Genomic DNA, 14,928 nt, shown 5'->3' on the forward strand with positions numbered 1-14,928 from the left:
GCTAATCCGACCTACATGACTTCGGCAATAGGCTCACGGTACATGGTTACGCAGGTAGCGTGCCTGTCAGCCGCCGCGCGGCAGCCTGCTCCATCCAGTCATGCGGCACGACAAAACCGCGCGAGCACTCCACTTCCCAGCCTTCGATAGTATCCACCGTTGCCACCATTACGGGTTGCGCCAGATCAAACAACTGTGCGCGCAAGGCATCCACGTCCAGCACTTCCACGTCGCGCCCCTTGAATGGCGCCAGCCATTGCAGGCGCGGCAGCACGACATAGCGCCGCGCCGGCAATTGCGCCGGCGTGCACCAGAAGCCGTGTCCATGCTCCCGGGAAATGCCGTCCATGGCGGGCGTGGCGCCCAGCGCATAAAACAGCCAGCCCTTGACCAGCGCCTGCGCCGCGCGCACAGGTTGCGCCAGCAGGCTTTGCGCGGCCGGATGACGGGACAAGGCCAATTGCTTGTCGAGAATCTTGCGCATCTTCAAGCCCAAAGTATCGGCCAGGTTGGGGCCGATCAAGTGGTTGAAAATACCGGGATCGGGCGCGCCTTCCAGCAGGTAGAACTTGGTGGCGAATTCCCAATGCAGCAAGTCGTTACCATCACGCAGCAAAAAATCGAACTCGCCCACCGTGTCGTTGCGGTTGACCTGCACTTGCAAGCCATGCGCTTGCAATACTCCATGCTGCTCAAAATAAAAGGCCAGCAGCTTTTCAGCATACAGGCCCAGGCGGGAATAGAATTTCGGCCCCAGCGCCGCATCGAGCGGCGACGGATCATCCTGCAGCGCGCCCAGCCAGGCCGCCACAGTTGGCGTGACGGGCGCGAGGCTGGCGATGCGCCCGCCCCAGTGGGGACTGGCCGGGTCCAGCAAGTCGGGCGAGTCGAGCAGCCAGGCCAGCGCACGCACGCGGGGGTGCGTCAGATGCCCCCAGCGCTGCTCGAAACGGGCCTGGAAGGTGACGACGGCCGCATCAATCACCGTGCGAATCGCCGTGGGCGCTTTTCGCCAGGCACAGGTCGGCCCAGGCGCGCGCCTTGGCCTTGCCCGTCTCGTCCTGCAACAACAGTTCCGGATGGAAGGTGGCCACGACCGAGGCATTGCCCAGTTGGCGCACCTTGCCACGCACGGGTTTTTCGCCCGGATTGATGCCGGCGGCGGCCATCGACCCCAGTGTCACGATGGTGCGCGGCTGCAGCAGGGCCAGTTCGCGGTCAAAGTACGGACGGCAGGCGGCGGCCTCGGATTCAGTCGGCAAGCGCTCCTGGCCCGCCTCGTCGAGCGGACGGCATTTCAGCAAATGCGTGATGTACACGTCGCGACCCGCATCGACTTCGATGGCTTTCAGCATATTGTCGAGCAACTTGCCCTGCTCGCCCGGCAAGGCGCGCCCTTCGCGTTCTTCCGTGCGCGAGGGGCTGCTGGCCAGCATCAGCCAAGCGCCCTGGCGGTCGCCACGGCCCATGACGACGCCCTTGCGCGTCTTGCACAAGTCGCAGCGCGCGCACTTGGCGACGGCGGCCGTCAAGCCTTCCCAGTCGAGGGCGGCGATATCCGTATCGCTCGGCTGTTTGGCAGGCGGCGGTGGCGGCGCATCGTCGAACCAGGCCGTGTCGTCGGGCTCGGCGGCGGGAACCGGTGTAGCGGCAGCGGGTACGTCAGCCTTCACCTCGGCGACCACTTCGGCGACGACAGCAGCGGCCACCTCGGCAACCACCTCAGTCACGGATTGAGCGGCTTCGGCCATGGGGGCCGCCACGGCGACTTCCATCTCCACGGGAGCTTCGACGACATCAGCGGCCTCGGCTGCGCCACCCTGGCGCAGGCGCCACAGGGGACCGACGCCCATTTCATCGAGGAAAACGGCGCTGCGGCTCATAAGGTATAACGCATCACGATGGCGTCCTCACGTTGCGAGTTGCTGGCCGGATAGTATCCCTTGCGCCGGCCGATCTGTTCAAATCCATAGCGCTGGTAAATATCGAGCGCGCGCACGTTCGACGGGCGCACTTCCAGCAGCATCGATTCCATGCCCAGCTGGCGGGCGCAGGCGCAGGACTGATTCAACAGGAAGCGGCCCAGCCCCTGGCCCTGGATGGCGCCCTCGACGGCCACGTTGAGCAAGTGCGCTTCATCGACAACCAGCATCAGCAAAAAGTAGCCGAGCAGGGTGCCGTCCACGTCACGCAGCACCCAGGCAGGGTAGCCGCTCTTGAGGGAATCGACGAAATTGCCATGCGTCCAGGGATGCGGATACACGCGCTGCTCCAGCGCCAGCACCTCAAGCAGGTCCGCTTCGACCATGGGCTGATAGTCGAGGCGCAGCAAGTCCCAGCCTGCCGCGCTGCCATCCTGCGTCACTGCGTCCTTGCCCGCCTCCATCATTGTGCCGGCTCCGCAGCGGCCTTGGCCTGTTGCATCTCGTGCCGTTCCGCGCTCGTGTAGGCGATCTTGTTGCGCAAGTACAAAGGCTGCGCCTCGGCCGCCGTCACGAAATGTCCGGCGGCAAAGGCGATACGCGCCAGTTGCGCCACCTGCTCGGCGTGCGGCATGATGGCCGCGTCCGCGCTGACGGCGCATGGCAGCGCGGCCAATGCTTCGGCATAGGCCGCAAAGCCGTTGCCACAGCCGGCAACATCGCCTTGCGGCGCCACGCCGGCGGGCGCGCTCAGTGCCGGTGGCGAAACGAGCTGCAAGCCATCCTGGTAATCATATTGCGCCCAGTACACTTCGCCCATGCGGGCGTCAAGCACGGTCACGATGCGTTGCGCGCCATGCTGCTGGTGGCATGCCAGCGCCATGGCGTCGAGCGTGACAACGGGCACGACGGGCAGGCTGGCGCCATAGGCCAGGCCTTGCGCGATGCCGCAGGCCGTGCGCACGCCCGTAAACGAGCCGGGACCGGAGCCATAGGCGATGGCATCGACGTCGGCCAGGGTCACGCCCGCTTCGGCCAGCAATTCCTGCACCATCGGCAAGATGGACTGGGAATGGGTGCGCACGCCCGACGACGCGCGGGACAGGACGACATCGCCGCGCAGCAAGGCGCAGGAGGCGAGTTCGGACGAAGTTTCAATAGCAAGCAGGGTGGGAAGTAAGGTAGACATAGCGTATTTTACCTTGCCGCGCCATGGCGCGGCACTCCCCGCTGCGGCATGCCGTGGCAAGCCGGGCAACGATCAGGCCGACGCGGCCCGATGCGGCTTGCACAGCGGGCCCGCGAGGACGGCTATAATGAAAGACGCAGCTTATTATTTGACCGGCATCAAGTCTGCCGCGCCAGTTAGTCGCTTAGCAACATCGTCTTTCCACTCTTGCCCTGGTCCGTTCCGTGAATCCACTTCTTGCTAAACTGCAACCATATCCATTTGAAAAGCTGCGCCAGCTGTTTGCCGGCGTGACGGTCAACCCCGAGTATGCGCCCATCAGCCTGGGCATGGGCGAACCCAAGCACCCGACGCCGGCGTTCATCGAACAGGCATTGACCGACAATATCCATGGCCTGGCCAGCTATCCGACCACCATCGGCTCGGAAGCCTTGCGCACGGCCATCGCCGGCTGGCTGGAACGCCGCTACGGCATCCCCAAGCTCAATCCTGCCACGCAAATCCTGCCCGTGAACGGTTCGCGCGAAGCGCTGTTTGCGCTGGCGCAAACGGTGATCGACCCGTCGGCCGGCTCGCTCGTGATCAGCCCGAATCCGTTTTACCAGATCTATGAAGGCGCGGCCTACCTGGCCGGCGCCGAACCGTATTTCGTCAATTCCGACCCGGCGCGCAATTTCGGCTGCGACTACGACAGCGTGCCGGCCAGCGTGTGGGAAAAGGTCAAACTGCTGTTCCTGTGTTCGCCCGGCAACCCGACGGGCGCCGTCTTGACCCTGACGGACTGGGAACACCTGTTCGCCCTGTCCGAGCGCTACGATTTCGTCATCGCCGCCGACGAGTGCTATTCCGAGATCTATCACGGCGACACGCCCCCGCTGGGCGCGCTGCAGGCGGCGCACATGCTGGGCCTGTCCACCATCGAGCGCCCGTATGCGCGCCTGGTGGTGTTTTCCAGCCTGTCGAAGCGCTCGAACGTGCCGGGCATGCGCTCGGGCTTTGTCGCCGGCGATGCCGAAGTATTGAAAAAATTCCTGCTCTACCGAACCTACCACGGCGGCGCCATGAGCCCTGCCGTGCAGGCGGCCTCCGTCGCGGCCTGGAACGACGAAACCCATGTCGAGGAAAATCGCGCCAAGTACCGCGCCAAGTTCGACGCCATCACGCCGCTGCTGCAATCGGTGATGGACGTGCAATTGCCGGACGCCGGCTTCTACCTGTGGGCCGACGTCAGCCGCACGGGACTGTCCGACACGCAATTCGCGCAACGCCTGTACGCCGAATATAATGTCACGGTATTGCCTGGCAGCTACCTGGCGCGCGACGCGCACGGCATCAATCCGGGCCGCAACCGCATCCGCATGGCCCTCGTGGCCGAAACGGCTGAAGGGCTGGAAGCAGCGTTGCGCATAGTAAAATTCTGCCAGCAGCTTTCCGCATCCGCATCAACCCCTACATAAACAAGACATCATCATGAGCCAACAACTGCAAAACATCATCGACCAGGCCTGGGAAAACCGCGCCGAGATCAATCCGGGCAACGGCACGGCCGAATTGCGCGACGCCGTCTCCCACGTCATCAATGGCCTGGACAACGGCAGCATCCGCGTGGCGGAAAAAACCTCGGGCGACTGGGTCGTCAACCAGTGGGTCAAGAAAGCCGTGCTGCTGTCGTTCCGCCTGGAAGACAACGTCGTCCTACCATCGGACGGCACGATGCAGTTCTACGACAAGGTACCGACCAAGTTCGCCAACTACACGAAGGAAGACTTCGTCAAGGGCGGTTTCCGCGTGGTGCCGCCAGCCGTCGCCCGCCGCGGCAGCTTCATTGCCAAGAACGTCGTGCTGATGCCGTCCTACGTCAACATCGGCGCCTACGTCGATGAAGGCGCCATGGTCGACACCTGGGCCACCGTCGGTTCCTGCGCGCAGATCGGCAAGAACGTCCACCTGTCCGGCGGCGTCGGCATCGGCGGCGTGCTGGAACCGATGCAAGCGAACCCGACCATCATCGAAGACAACTGCTTCATCGGCGCCCGCTCGGAAATCGTCGAAGGCGTGATCGTCGAGGAAAACTCGGTCATCTCGATGGGCGTCTACATCGGCCAGTCGACCAAGATCTACGACCGCGCCACGGGCGAAGTGACCTACGGCCGCGTGCCGGCCGGCTCCGTCGTGGTCTCGGGCAACCTGCCTTCGGAAGACGGCAAGTACTCGCTGTACTGCGCCGTGATCGTCAAGCGCGTGGATGCAAAAACCCGCGCAAAAACCGGCATCAACGAGTTGCTGCGCGGCATCTAATTACTGCGCCGCAAGGCGCACGCAGCACCCTGAATGTCCCGCTCCGGCGGGACATTTTCATTTCCGGACAGTAACTTCAATCGTCGCGCAGCCATGCCCCATCCTGTCCTATACTGGATGGCATGAATACTCCTCCCGTCTTGATCGTCGGCGCCGGTCCTACCGGCCTCATGCTTGCCTTGCGCCTGGCGCGCCATGGCGTCGATTGCCGCATCATCGACAGGAATAGCGGTCCGGGCCAGGCGTCGCGGGCCATGGCCGTGCATGCGCGCACCCTGGAGTTTTACCAGCAGCTGGGCTTTGCCGACGAGCTGGTGCACCTGGGCATCAAGATCAATGCCGTGCACATCCACGAAGGCGGCGAGGAGCTGGTGAAACTGGCGCTGGGCGAGATCGGCGAAGGGCTGAGTCCCTATCCTTTCGTGCTGAGCCTGCCCCAGGACGAGCATGAACGTTTTCTTATCAGCAAGCTGGCGGCGGCCGGCGTGCACGTGGAATGGAACGTGGCGCTGGACCTGTGGACGCAGGACGATAGCGAAGTGCAAGCCATCCTGCTCAACAATGGCGAACGCCAATATTGCACGTTTAACTATATTTGCGGCTGCGACGGCGCCCGCAGCAAGGTGCGCGAGATCGCCGGCTTTGCGTTTTCCGGCGGTACCTACGACCACCTGTATTACGTGGCCGACGCGCAAGTGGCCGGCAAGAATACGGACTTGCACGCCCATTTGGGCGCGAACTCGTTTGCGCTGATGCTGCCCGTGCGCACCAGCGGCATGCAGCGCCTGATCGGCATCCTGCCCGACCGCCCCGATGGCGCGCCCGCGCCCGTCTTCGACGACGTGCGGGAGCAGGTGCAAGCCTTGCTGGGCATCGAGGTCGAACACGTGAACTGGTTTTCCACGTATAAGGTGCACCACCGGGTGGCGGCCCAGTTTCGCGAACGGCGCTGCTTCATCCTCGGCGACGCGGCCCACCTGCACAGCCCCGTGGGCGGCCAGGGCATGAACACGGGCCTGGGCGACGCCGTCAACCTGGCCTGGAAACTGGCGCAAAAGCTGCGAGGACAAAGCAACGACGCCCTGCTCGACACCTATGAAAGCGAGCGCATCGTGTTTGCCCGCAAGCTCGTCGCCACCACCGACCGGGCCTTCCAGGCCATCGTCGCGCAAGGCATGGCCGGGCAATTCCTGCGCCGCTGGCTGGTGCCGCACGCGCTGCCCTTCCTCTCCGGCTTCGCGCGGGCGCGCCGGCTGCTGTTCCGGACCGTGTCGCAAATCCAGATCAGCTATGAAGACAGCGCCCTTTCCGCCGGCCATGCGGAATACCTGCGCGGCGGCGACCGCCTGCCGTGGTTCTCGGACGGCACGCAAGACAATTTCACGGCCTTGCGCAGCATGGATTGGCAATTGCACATCTATGGCGAAGCAGCGCCCGAACTGCTCGACGAAGCGCGCGTGCTGAAACTGCCCGTGCATTGCTACACCTATAACGTGGCCGCCAAACTGGCCGGCCTGGGCCGCGACGCGGCCTATCTCGTGCGCCCCGACGGCCACATCGCGCTGGCGCTGCACCTGCAGGAAAGCGGCGCCCTGCGCGCCCTGGCCTTGCGACTTGGCCTGCATTTCGGTCCGGCCGAATCGGGCAAGGCTGCGCCACGGCCTGTGTAGGGCGAATCACTGGGACGTGTTGCACTGCCGCATCGACTGCGCATCGACTGTATAATGGCGGCTACCATCGTATTTTTCCCTGGCGCAAGCGCCACGGTCAAGCGAACCGCATTCATTCCCCTTAGCCCTACCCATGACGACCATTACACTCTACGGTATCCCCAACTGCGATACCGTCAAAAAGGCCCGCACCTGGCTGGCCGCACAACAAGTCGATTTCACCTTCCACGACTTCAAGAAGCAGGGTCTGGAACGCGCCACCGTCGAGGCGTGGCTGCAGCAATTGCCGTGGGATGTGCTGGTCAACAAGAAAGGCACGACCTGGCGCGCCCTGTCCGACGAACGCAAGGCGTCCACCGTCGATGCGGCAAGTGCCCTGAACTTGATGCTGGAAAACCCGTCCATCATCAAGCGCCCCGTGCTGGACAAGGATGGCCAGTTCAGCGTGGCGTTTTCCGATGCGCAGTACAAGACCCTTTTCTCGCTGTAACCATACTTAGTTGACCACCGGAACGATGTTGCCGGCACGACCTTACCCATGACCACCTCCAAAACCCTTGCCCTGACCGAAAAACTGATCGCCCTGTCCTCGGTCACGCCCGACGACAAGGGCTGCCAGCAGCACCTGATCGACCTCCTCACGCCGCTGGGCTTTGTCTGCGAGACGATACAGTCGAACGACGTCACCAACCTGTGGGCACGCCGCGGCACGACATCGCCCGTCTTCGTCTTTGCCGGGCATACGGACGTGGTGCCGACCGGCCCCGTCGAGCAATGGCGCTCGCTGCCCTTCATTCCCACGCACCGCGACGGCAAGCTGTACGGCCGTGGCGCGGCCGACATGAAGACCTCGATCGCCGCCATGGTCGTTGCTTGCGAGGAATTCATCGCCGCCACGCCCGGGCATACTGGCTCGATCGCCTTTCTGATCACCAGCGACGAGGAAGGCCCGGCCACGGATGGCACCGTCATCGTCTGCGAGCAATTGAAGGCGCGCGGCGAGCAGATCGACTATTGCCTGGTGGGCGAGCCGACCTCGAGCGCGCAGCTGGGCGACATGATCAAGAACGGCCGCCGCGGTTCGCTGTCGGGCCGGCTGACGATCAAGGGCGTGCAAGGCCATATCGCCTATCCGCACCTGGCAAAAAACCCGATTCACGAAGCGGCGCAGGCGCTGGCCGACCTGGTCGAGGAAAAATGGGATGCCGGCAACGAGTACTATTTGCCGACCTCGTGGCAAATGTCCAACATCAACGCGGGCACGGGCGCCAATAACGTGATTCCCGGCGACATGGTGATCGATTTCAATTTCCGCTTTTCCACGGCCAGCACGGCGGAAAACCTGCAGGAACGGGTCCACGCCATCCTCGACAAGCATGATTTGCAATACGATTTGCAGTGGACCCTGAGCGGCCTGCCCTTCCTCACGCCGCGCGGCACCCTCTCCGATGCGCTGTCCGCCGCCATCCTGGAAGAAACGGGCCTCACGACGGAGCTGTCGACCACGGGCGGCACCTCGGATGGCCGGTTTATCGCGCAAATCTGCCCCCAAGTGATAGAATTCGGGCCGCCCAATGCCAGTATTCACAAGATCGACGAGCACATCGAACTGCGCCACATCGATCCTCTGAAGAATATTTACCGGCGCACGCTGGAGCATTTGCTGCCCGTCTGAACCAGAATACCGAGGCCCGTCACGGCGGGCCAGAACACCGTCTTTTCGAGAATGCCATGACCCCGAACCCGTTTTCCACGCCACGCGACCTGCTGCGCTACGCCGTTACCCGTTTCAATACCGCCAAGCTGTTTTTCGGCCACGGCAGCGCCGAAGCGTTCGACGAAGCGGCCTATCTGATCCTGCACACCTTGAAGTTGCCGCTCGACAAGCTCGAACCCTTCCTCGACGCCAAGCTGCTGCCGTCGGAAGTGGCCAGCGTGATGAGCGTCATCGACCGCCGCAGCATCGACCGCGTGCCGGCCGCCTACATCACCAAGGAAGGCTGGTTGGGCACGTATAACTTCTACGTCGACGAGCGCGTGATCGTGCCCCGCTCCTTCATCGCCGAACTGATCCCTGAATACTTCTCGCCATGGGTGGCGGAACCGGAAGCCGTGGAAAACATCCTGGAACTGTGCACCGGTTCGGGCTGCCTGGCTATCATGATGGCCGATGCCTTCCCGAACGCCGCAGTCGATGCCGTGGATATTTCCGCCGATGCGCTGGCCGTGGCCAAGCGCAACGTCGACACGTACAAATTGCAGGACCGCGTCACCCTGATCGAATCGGACCTGTACGCCAACGTGCCGGCCAAGAAATATGATTTGATCATCAGCAATCCGCCATACGTGAATTCCGCCTCGATGGGTGCCCTGCCCCAGGAATACCTGGCTGAACCGCAAATCGCCCTCGACGGCGGCAGCGACGGCATGGACCTGGTGCGCAAGATCATCGCAGGCGCGGCCGAACGCCTGACGGACGACGGCATCCTGATGATTGAAATCGGCAACGAACGCGCCTACGCGGAAGCGGCCTTCGGCGAGCTGGGCCTGACTTGGCTGACGACGAGCGCCGGCGACGACATGGTCTTCCTGCTGACGGCCGAGCAGTTGAAGCTGGGTTAATGGAATTGGTAGGTCGGATTAGCGTAGCGTAATCCGACATGCCTGTGCGGCACCCGTCGGATTACGTCCTTCGGACTAATCCGACCTACACGATGTTTTTACGGCGGGGGTCAAAGCCCAGCCTTTACAAAGAAAAAAATGATACGTTTCCTACAAGTAAGCCTGATGCGCGGCATCAAACCGTTGCTCGAACAAGTCGATGTCACCCTCAATCCGGGCGACAAGATCGGCCTGATCGGCGCCAATGGCGCGGGCAAATCGAGCCTGTTCGCCATGATGCGTGGCGAATTGCACCCTGACCAGGGCGAGATCGATTTCCCGGCCAAATGGCGCGTGGCTTACGTGGCGCAGGAAACACCGCCGCTGGACCGTGCCGCGCTCGATTATGCGATTGACGGCGACGTCACCCTGCGCAAACTGGAAGCGGAACTGGCGCGCCTGGAATCAGAGCCTGCCACGTCGGAAAACGGTATCGCCATCGGCGAAATCTACAGCGCCATGGCCGATGCCGACGCGTATACCGTGCAGTCGCGCGGCGAGCAATTGCTGCTGGGCCTGGGCTTCACCCTGGACCAGATGCAGCAACCGGTGGCCAGTTTCTCCGGCGGCTGGCGCATGCGTTTGAACCTGGCGCAAGCGCTGATGTGCCCATCCGACCTGCTGCTGCTCGATGAACCGACCAACCACTTGGATCTGGACGCCATCATCTGGCTGGAAGACTGGCTCAAGCGCTACGCCGGCACCCTGCTGATCATTTCCCATGACCGCGACTTCCTCGATGAAGTCGTCAACGTGGTCGTGCATATCGACGAACGCAAGCTGAAGCGCTATTCGGGCAACTACTCGAGCTTCGAGCGCCAACGCGCGGCGCAGATGATCCTGGCCGCCGGCGCGCTGGAAAAGCAGCAGCGCAAACGTGCCCATCTGGAATCGTTCGTGAACCGCTTCAAGGCGCAAGCCTCGAAGGCCCGCCAGGCGCAAAGCCGCATGAAGGCGCTGGCGAAGATGGAAGAGCTGGCGCCATTGCGCGCCGCCGCCGAATTCTCGTTCGAATTCCGCGAGCCCTTGAGCGCGCCGAACCCGCTGCTGGTGATGGAAGACGTCGATGCGGGCTACAAGATCGAGAACGAAGCGACGGGCGAAATCACGCACAAGACCATCGTCAACGGCATCAAGTTTTCGCTGCAGATCGGCCAGCGCATCGGCCTGCTGGGCCAGAACGGCGCCGGCAAGTCGACCCTGATCAAGACCATCGCCGGCGAACTGATGCCGCTGACGGGCGACGCCACCATGGGCAAGGGCCTCAACATCGGCTACTTCGCCCAGCACCAGGTGGAAATGCTGCGCCACGACGAATCGCCGCTGTGGCATCTGGCCAAGATCGCCCCGACCGTGCGCGAGCAGGAACTGCGCAACTTCCTGGGCGGCTTCAACTTCCCCGGCAACATGGTCACCGCGTCCATCGCACCGTTCTCGGGCGGCGAAAAAGCCCGTCTGGCGCTGGCCCTGATCGTCTGGCAGCGTCCTAACCTGCTGCTGCTCGATGAACCGACCAATCACCTGGATCTGGAAACGCGCGAAGCGCTGACGGAAGCGCTGGCCCAGTTCGAAGGCACCCTGGTCGTCGTTTCCCATGATCGCCACTTGCTGCGCGCCACCACGGACGAATTCATCATCGTTGCCGACGGCAAACTGCAACCGTTCGACGGCGACCTGGACGACTACAAGGATTGGCTGTTCAAGACCAAGCTGGGCAAGGGCACGGACGTGCTGCCGGCCGCCGGCAAGGCCAACAAGACTGACTTCCCCGTGACGTCTTCCGTCCCTGCGCCGGTAGCCGCCGCCCCTGCCGCGCCCGTGCGCGACAAGCGCAAGGAAGCGGAAGACCGCCAGAAGGCCGCCGCCCTGCGCAAGCCGATCGAAAACAAGATCAAGCGCCAGGAAGAGCAGATCGCCAAGCGCAATGCGCAAAAGGCGGAAACCGACGCCAAGCTGGGCGAGCCGACCATCTATGACGCGGCCAACAAGGCCAAGCTCAAGCAATTGCTGGCCGACCAGACCTTCTTCACCAAGGACCTGGCGCAGCTGGAAGCGGAATGGCTGGACTTGCAGGATCAGTTAGAGAAACTGGGCTAACGCAAAACACCAAGACGACTCCCGGGTCGTCTTTTTTTTATGCCGCCTGCATGGGACTGGGGCTGCGGATCGCCATCAGGCGGTCGATGTCGACGAGGATCAATCGGCGCCCCGCCACCGTGCCCAGGCCCAGCAGGTAATCGGCTTCCGCCTCGCCCAGGCCGGGCACGGCGGCGATGTCACTGGCGGCCAGGCTGACGATATCGGTGACGCCATCGACCACCATGCCCATCACGCCATTGCTCAGCTGCAAAATGATCACGTCGGTGGCCGGGTCGGGCGCGCCGTGGGCGCTGCCAAACGCGGCGCGCATGTCGACGATGGGGATGATTACGCCGCGCGAAACGGCCACGCTGTGCAGCACTTCCCCTTCCGAGGAAAAACGGTCGAGTTCCTTCAGAGGACGCAATTCCCGCACGCAACGGTAATCGAGGCCGTATTCCAGGCCGCCCAGCCGGAAGCTCAAGTACTGCGTCAGGTATTGGGTCGTTGCGGCGCCAGGCGTGGTCGTGGGCTGCATGGTGTTCCTTTCATCCGGTAGGCGCTGCCAGGATGCGCAGTGGCGCAACGTTGGCCCCATGCTAACCAGCATCGCCGCAGGCGGCGTTGAGAAACATCAACTTTCCCGGAAGGCAGCCTGGCCTCGGCGCCCGGCCTTGCGCCGGCGCAGCCATCTTCCCTTACAATACCCACATCATCCCCCAACAGGCAGGCCATGCAACACCTCGTCAACCCCGCTGAAGTTGAATTTTCCGCCATCCGCGCCCAGGGCCCGGGCGGGCAGAACGTCAACAAGGTGTCCAGCGCCATCCATCTGCGCTTCCCCATCGCCGCCTCGTCGCTGCCGGAAGCGTACAAGGAACGGTTGCTGGCCCTGCGCGACAGCCGCATCAGCAAGGATGGCGTGCTGGTGCTCAAGGCGCAGCAGTCGCGCAGCCAGGAACAGAACAAGGAAGAAGCCTTGCGGCGCTTGCAGGAAATCATCGACAGCGTGACCTTCCTGCCCGCCGTGCGGCGCGCCACCAAGCCCACGCGCAGCTCGCAGCGGCGCCGTCTCGACAGCAAGAGCACGCACAGCGTCCTCAAACAATCTCGCGGCAAGGTTATCGACTGATCAGAGTGGCGGCTGGTAGGTCCAGTCCAGGCTGCCCATGCTGTCCGCGAACACGGGCTGCGTGGCCGGCGTGGCGCTGCGCAGCAGGGCCTTGATTTCCTTCGGCGGCCGGTCGTAGACCTTGGCCGGACCGGGCGGCACGACGAGGGCGCGCACCGTCGTCTCGCCATCAATCAGGCTCAGGGTGCAGCGCGACTGGCCCGCCGTTGCCTGCCGCTCCTGGCGCAATTGTTCCACCAGCGCCAGCATCTGCGCGTGCAGGATTTCCGACTGTTTTACCTCCACGCGCAGCCGCGCCACCTCTTTCAGGACGGGAGCGATGCGCGCGGCCAGCTTGTCGTACTGTACCTGTTGCGTTGCTTGCAGTTGCAATTCGCCACGCCGCAGCTGGCCCGCCAGGGTCAGGTAATTGCGTACCTCGGGCAATTGCGCGATGGCATCGATTTCCTGCTGGCGCTTGTGCTGCACCTGCAGGAATTGCGCCGCCTTCGCCAGGCTCTCGGCGATCTTTTGTTCCAGCGCACTCAAGTCGGGCACCAGCGGGAACAGCAGCATCTCCACCTGCTTGCGGGGACCGGCGCTGCCGATGCGGATGGTGCGCGCCGCCACGGCGCAGCCTTCGGCCAGTTCGATGACGACCTCGTCGGCGATGATCTCGCAATTGCTGGCGCTGTCGATCACCACGCGCGTGCCGGCGATGACGCAGCTTTCCGCGCGCTTCACATGCACTTCGCCGCTCAGCGCCTGCAGCACGGAGCCGGAAGCGACGCCCTCGACGCGCACGTCGCCATGCTCGTTGAAGGCCGTGCCGCCCACCAGGTTGCGCTGTAGCCATATTAATCCGCCATGCGAGTGCAAGTGGCCGTAGACGTCACCATGGATGGTGATGTCGCTGCCGTCGAGCTGGCGCTGCTCCTGCACTTCGCCGTACTCCTCGTAGGCGGCGCTCAGCTTCAGATTGCCCGTCGTACGGCTGCTGACGCCTTCGCGGCTGACGATCTTGTTTTCGATGGACATCTTGCCGTGTTGATCGACATTCACATAGCCATCTTGCGTAGCCACGACGAAATCGCCATCGCTGAAATGCTCGACCGCCGTGCCTGGCCCCGCCACGGTGGCCAGGTCCAGTTCCAACGGCGCGGGCGGTGGCAGCGCCTTGCCGGCCAGGTCGTAGCCAGGCAAGCCGGGAGTCCCCGGCAGCAGACGCAGCAGGCGCGCGTGTTTTTTTACTTGCGGAAAGCGGTTCTTGAAGCTGAGCAAATCCAGGCGGCCATCGGAGCGTTCGCGCGGCGCATCGTCGCGGTGGATGCCTTGCGATACTTCGACCAGCTGGGCGTCGCGCCCCGGCTGTGGCGGCAGCACCCGCGCCACCGTGATGCGCTCGGCCTTGCCGCTGGCAAGAATGGCGCGCACGGCCACACTATCGATGCCGTAGTGCACGCCCTTGCACCACAGGTCGGCCACCAGCTCGTCGAATTCGCGGCGCGCCGGCACCTGGCCGTCCGCGTCCGCAGGCAAGGCTTCAAAGTAAAACTCGGCGCTGTCGCCACGTATCTTGATTTGTTTGTACAGCGCGCGGCGCTGGGGCGGGAATGGCGCCACGCGCACGGCGATGCGCAGCAAGGCATCGCCCTTGGGCGCGGCGCGGGGAGTAGGGGCATGGAACAGGGTCAGCAGGAACAAACCGTAATCGAGGCCGGCCAGCAGCTGGCCCGACTGGAACAGCTGCTCGACGGCGGTGCGCAGCTGCGCCGGCGCCAGGGACAGGTCAAGGAACACGCCCTCGTCGCGCTGGACCAGGCCGTGCGGCAAGCCGCCTGCGGGGACCGCATCCGGAACGGGTGTGTCGTCGTCGCTCACGCCTTGCCTCCCCCAGCAGCCATTTCAAAGAATTGCCTCCGTGCACTAGAACAATATCACGGGGCGGGGCCGTGTGCCTGACTGAGCAACAATGCGGGCGGCCAGATGCAAACAGGG

General features: G+C 63.6%; 14 protein-coding genes. 8 read left to right on the forward strand and 6 right to left on the reverse strand.

Annotation, left to right across the window (positions count from 1 at the left end; genetic code table 11):
• Nucleotides 1–46: 46 nt before the first annotated feature.
• Genes U0004_RS20945 through tsaB form a run of 4 tightly spaced genes read right to left on the reverse strand, consistent with a single transcriptional unit; the run spans nt 47 to nt 3,111 of the window.
• Nucleotides 47–982 carry a DUF1853 family protein gene (locus U0004_RS20945; RefSeq protein ID WP_070255778.1) on the reverse strand — a complete coding sequence of 312 codons (936 nt, stop codon included), beginning with the start codon at nt 980–982 and terminating at the stop codon, nt 47–49.
• Entirely contained in the window at nt 978–1,883 is a 906-nt protein-coding gene (locus U0004_RS20950) for a uracil-DNA glycosylase (RefSeq protein ID WP_070255494.1), read from the reverse strand. Before U0004_RS20950 ends, U0004_RS20945 begins: the two co-directional genes overlap by 5 nt.
• Complete coding sequence (gene rimI / locus U0004_RS20955; RefSeq protein ID WP_070255497.1) at nt 1,880–2,389, reverse strand: ribosomal protein S18-alanine N-acetyltransferase; 510 nt, start codon at nt 2,387–2,389, stop codon at nt 1,880–1,882. The genes U0004_RS20950 and rimI overlap by 4 nt, the downstream gene beginning before the upstream one ends.
• Entirely contained in the window at nt 2,386–3,111 is a 726-nt protein-coding gene (gene tsaB, locus U0004_RS20960) for a tRNA (adenosine(37)-N6)-threonylcarbamoyltransferase complex dimerization subunit type 1 TsaB (RefSeq protein WP_070255500.1), read from the reverse strand. The genes rimI and tsaB overlap by 4 nt, the downstream gene beginning before the upstream one ends.
• Nucleotides 3,112–3,335: 224 nt before the next feature.
• Here tsaB and dapC point away from each other — a divergent pair, with 224 nt between their 5' ends.
• The 7 genes from dapC (at nt 3,336) to U0004_RS20995 (ending at nt 11,837) form a co-directional block, all read left to right on the forward strand.
• Nucleotides 3,336–4,568, forward strand: a complete 1,233-nt coding sequence (gene dapC / locus U0004_RS20965) for a succinyldiaminopimelate transaminase (protein ID WP_070255503.1) — start codon at nt 3,336–3,338, stop codon at nt 4,566–4,568.
• Between the two features lie 13 nt (nt 4,569–4,581).
• Complete coding sequence (dapD, locus tag U0004_RS20970; protein ID WP_034779378.1) at nt 4,582–5,409, forward strand: 2,3,4,5-tetrahydropyridine-2,6-dicarboxylate N-succinyltransferase; 828 nt, start codon at nt 4,582–4,584, stop codon at nt 5,407–5,409.
• Between the two features lie 122 nt (nt 5,410–5,531).
• Nucleotides 5,532–7,079, forward strand: a complete 1,548-nt coding sequence (locus tag U0004_RS20975) for an FAD-dependent oxidoreductase (RefSeq protein WP_071653665.1) — start codon at nt 5,532–5,534, stop codon at nt 7,077–7,079.
• A gap of 133 nt (nt 7,080–7,212) precedes the next feature.
• The gene (locus U0004_RS20980) at nt 7,213–7,569 is read left to right on the forward strand and encodes an ArsC family reductase (protein ID WP_070255506.1); all 357 of its coding nucleotides are present in this window, start codon (nt 7,213–7,215) and stop codon (nt 7,567–7,569) included.
• Between the two features lie 48 nt (nt 7,570–7,617).
• Complete coding sequence (gene dapE, locus U0004_RS20985; protein WP_070255509.1) at nt 7,618–8,754, forward strand: succinyl-diaminopimelate desuccinylase; 1,137 nt, start codon at nt 7,618–7,620, stop codon at nt 8,752–8,754.
• A 56-nt stretch (nt 8,755–8,810) separates the two neighbouring features.
• The gene (prmB, locus tag U0004_RS20990; RefSeq protein WP_070255511.1) at nt 8,811–9,701 is read left to right on the forward strand and encodes a 50S ribosomal protein L3 N(5)-glutamine methyltransferase; all 891 of its coding nucleotides are present in this window, start codon (nt 8,811–8,813) and stop codon (nt 9,699–9,701) included.
• 138 nt (nt 9,702–9,839) lie between these two features.
• Entirely contained in the window at nt 9,840–11,837 is a 1,998-nt protein-coding gene (locus U0004_RS20995; protein WP_070255513.1) for an ATP-binding cassette domain-containing protein, read from the forward strand.
• A 37-nt stretch (nt 11,838–11,874) separates the two neighbouring features.
• Here the strand turns inward: U0004_RS20995 and U0004_RS21000 are convergent, their stop codons facing one another.
• Nucleotides 11,875–12,357: a chemotaxis protein CheW gene (locus U0004_RS21000; RefSeq protein WP_034779394.1), complete on the reverse strand. Its 483-nt coding sequence runs from the start codon at nt 12,355–12,357 to the stop codon at nt 11,875–11,877.
• 195 nt (nt 12,358–12,552) lie between these two features.
• Here U0004_RS21000 and arfB point away from each other — a divergent pair, with 195 nt between their 5' ends.
• Nucleotides 12,553–12,951 (forward strand): alternative ribosome rescue aminoacyl-tRNA hydrolase ArfB, encoded by a 399-nt coding sequence (arfB, locus tag U0004_RS21005; protein WP_034779396.1) that lies wholly within the window; start codon nt 12,553–12,555, stop codon nt 12,949–12,951.
• On the opposite strand, the gene U0004_RS21010 is transcribed toward arfB, so the two are convergent.
• Nucleotides 12,952–14,811 carry a flagellar assembly protein A gene (locus U0004_RS21010; RefSeq protein WP_081345580.1) on the reverse strand — a complete coding sequence of 620 codons (1,860 nt, stop codon included), beginning with the start codon at nt 14,809–14,811 and terminating at the stop codon, nt 12,952–12,954.
• Nucleotides 14,812–14,928 lie beyond the last annotated feature (117 nt).

Origin of the sequence: Janthinobacterium lividum, assembly GCF_034424625.1 — a bacterium.
GTDB lineage: Bacteria > Pseudomonadota > Gammaproteobacteria > Burkholderiales > Burkholderiaceae_D > Janthinobacterium > Janthinobacterium lividum.

What these genes read in the sequence shown, in the direction of transcription:
- U0004_RS20950 (WP_070255494.1), bottom strand. Translation starts at nt 1,883, where the DNA reads ATGAGCCGCAGCGCCGTTTTCCTCGATGAAATGGGCGTCGGTCCCCTG.
- rimI (WP_070255497.1), bottom strand. Translation starts at nt 2,389, where the DNA reads ATGATGGAGGCGGGCAAGGACGCAGTGACGCAGGATGGCAGCGCGGCA.
- tsaB (WP_070255500.1), bottom strand. Translation starts at nt 3,111, where the DNA reads ATGTCTACCTTACTTCCCACCCTGCTTGCTATTGAAACTTCGTCCGAA.
- dapD (WP_034779378.1), top strand. Translation starts at nt 4,582, where the DNA reads ATGAGCCAACAACTGCAAAACATCATCGACCAGGCCTGGGAAAACCGC.
- U0004_RS20975 (WP_071653665.1), top strand. Translation starts at nt 5,532, where the DNA reads ATGAATACTCCTCCCGTCTTGATCGTCGGCGCCGGTCCTACCGGCCTC.
- U0004_RS20980 (WP_070255506.1), top strand. Translation starts at nt 7,213, where the DNA reads ATGACGACCATTACACTCTACGGTATCCCCAACTGCGATACCGTCAAA.
- dapE (WP_070255509.1), top strand. Translation starts at nt 7,618, where the DNA reads ATGACCACCTCCAAAACCCTTGCCCTGACCGAAAAACTGATCGCCCTG.
- prmB (WP_070255511.1), top strand. Translation starts at nt 8,811, where the DNA reads ATGACCCCGAACCCGTTTTCCACGCCACGCGACCTGCTGCGCTACGCC.
- U0004_RS20995 (WP_070255513.1), top strand. Translation starts at nt 9,840, where the DNA reads ATGATACGTTTCCTACAAGTAAGCCTGATGCGCGGCATCAAACCGTTG.
- U0004_RS21000 (WP_034779394.1), bottom strand. Translation starts at nt 12,357, where the DNA reads ATGCAGCCCACGACCACGCCTGGCGCCGCAACGACCCAATACCTGACG.
- arfB (WP_034779396.1), top strand. Translation starts at nt 12,553, where the DNA reads ATGCAACACCTCGTCAACCCCGCTGAAGTTGAATTTTCCGCCATCCGC.